The sequence below is a fragment of the Arenibacterium halophilum genome (assembly GCF_005938225.1).
Lineage (GTDB): Bacteria > Pseudomonadota > Alphaproteobacteria > Rhodobacterales > Rhodobacteraceae > Arenibacterium > Arenibacterium halophilum.
The window spans coordinates 1-2,069 of sequence record NZ_VCPC01000014.1 but is presented as its reverse complement, the minus strand read 5'-3'; the positions used below and the strand labels follow the sequence as shown (position 1 = coordinate 2,069).

At 62.2% G+C, this 2,069-nt stretch carries 2 protein-coding genes; both read right to left on the bottom strand.

Features of this window, described 5'->3' with window-relative positions; all coding sequences use genetic code 11:
• Positions 1-293 precede the first annotated feature (293 nt).
• On the bottom strand, positions 294-1,775 hold the full coding sequence (locus tag FGK64_RS22080; protein WP_138866023.1) for a sodium:solute symporter family protein: 1,482 nt from the start codon (positions 1,773-1,775) through the stop codon (positions 294-296).
• Entirely contained in the window at positions 1,772-1,957 is a 186-nt protein-coding gene (locus FGK64_RS22075; RefSeq protein ID WP_138866022.1) for a hypothetical protein, read from the bottom strand. Before FGK64_RS22075 ends, FGK64_RS22080 begins: the two co-directional genes overlap by 4 nt.
• Positions 1,958-2,069 lie beyond the last annotated feature (112 nt).

The window sequence follows — 2,069 nt, the reverse complement described above, 5'->3', positions numbered from 1 at the left end:
GGGGTGAAACCAAGCGCGAGACGTCAAGACCCGTCGCCCGACCAAAACCTTTGATGGCGCAGCTTGCACAAGAGACACCGCACCAGGTTTTGCCGATGCAAGCCCGAAAACCTTCAGGGTAGATTGGCTCCGGAAGAAGAGGCGCCGCCGCAGCCACAATAGGCGTTACCGCCCGGGCCACATCTTACCCGTGGGTAAGGCGCGCACCCTGCCAAGCCCAAACCGCAGATCACAATAAAAAACACCCCCGGCCCATCGAACCGGAGATGTTGCTATCGTGGACGGTTGTCGATTTATCCCGCGCGCACCGCACCGGCTGGGGCCGCGGCGGCCTTGTCCTTCACGAAGCCTTCGGTGACTTCATTGCTGGGACGGGTCAGCAAGCTGACACCGACGAACAGCAGGGTAGACACCGGCAGACCAAGAATACCCGCGTTGTAGCCGAACAGCTTGTTGCCGGTCAGATACATCACGATGACGAACAGGCCACCGCCCGCGATCGACACCAACGCCCCGGCACCCGTTCCGCGCTTCCAGAAGAAGGCGCCGACAATCGCGGGCACGGTCACCACCAGCCCGGCCGAGGCCGCAACCGACAGGATCGAGATCAGGCTGAGTTCCAGCGCGGCGAAGCCAAGCGCCAGGATCGAGATCACCGGGATCACCAGCTTGCCGATCCAGAGCTGGCGATGATCGGTCTTGTCTCCGCTCACGTTGCCGTAAACGTCCCGTGCCACCATCGACGACAGTGTCAGCAGGATCGAGTCGATGGTCGAGACGGCTGCGGCCAGGATGCCCACCATCACGATCACCCCCAGCAGCGGCGGCACGAACTCCGACGACAGCAGCACCGAGGTCGCAAGGTCCGGCTGCTCGAGATCCGGGAAGGCGACGAAGGCCGAGAAGCCCCAGATCACCGAGACCAGCGTGTAGACCAGCCCGAAGCACAGGAAGATCAGCAGCATCCGGCGCAGCGCCGCCTTGGATTCCGGCATGAACAGGCGCTGGCTGACCTGCGGGTTCGAGATCGAGAAAAAGAACCACGGAATGGTCAGCCCGATGAAGGTTTGCAGGCTGAACAGCCCCGGCCCCGGCACGGTCAGCATCTCGGGCTTGCGCTCGGCCACCGTGGCGAACATCGCGCTGAACCCTCCCAGCTCGCTGACCACGAGGATGGCGACAAGGGCCGAAGCCACGATCATCACAAGGGCTTGCAAGCTGTCGGTCCACATCACCGAGCGGATGCCCGCGACGTAGGAAAACACGATGGCCAGCACCGTCGCGATCAACAGCCCCATCCCGAACGAGATGCCGCCGTCGGTCATGCCCGACACAAGATAGCCAACGCCGGACAGCTGTACCGCCGAATAGGGGATCAGGAAGATGCAGCTGACAATCGCCGCCGCCACTGCAACCCAGCGGTTGCCATAGCGCGCGCCCAGCATCTCCGACGGGGTGACGAACCCGTATTTCTTGCCCGCCGACCAGAAGCGCGGCCCGAAGATCGCCACCAGCGACACGCCGGCGAAATACACGATCTCGAAGCCAAGCGCACCGACGCCACCCTTGTAGGTCAGCCCGGCAAGGCCAACCATCATGAAGGCCGAATAGGTGGTCGCCGAATAGCTCAGCGCCGAAACGACGCCGCCCATGCTGCGCCCGCCCAGAAAGTAATCCGACATGGTTGTGGATTTGCCCGCCCGCGACATCATCGCGACGACGACCGAGATCACCACATAAGCGGCGATGCCCCACCAGATGAATGACTGGCTCATTCCTCGTCCTCCTTAAAAGAGGCGGTTGCCATCGCGTTCAGCACGATGATGGCCACTCCCGCGAGGGTCCAGAAAAGAAAGGCGCCGGTCCAGCTTGGCGTGTCGCCAAGCAGGCCATAGGGCACGGCGTAGCAGGCCAGGATGACCAGCCCCACCAGCCACAGGGATACTGTACGTAGCATGTGTTTTCGCTCCGGTTGGATCGTTGAGTTAAGCAAGGACGTCGGGTGCTTTGATGCACCGCTTGTTGGTTTTTGGTTTGTGCCTGCGCGTTGATTTGGGTGAGTTTATGCG

What these genes read in the sequence shown, in the direction of transcription:
- FGK64_RS22075 (WP_138866022.1), bottom strand. Translation starts at nt 1,957, where the DNA reads ATGCTACGTACAGTATCCCTGTGGCTGGTGGGGCTGGTCATCCTGGCC.
- FGK64_RS22080 (WP_138866023.1), bottom strand. Translation starts at nt 1,775, where the DNA reads ATGAGCCAGTCATTCATCTGGTGGGGCATCGCCGCTTATGTGGTGATC.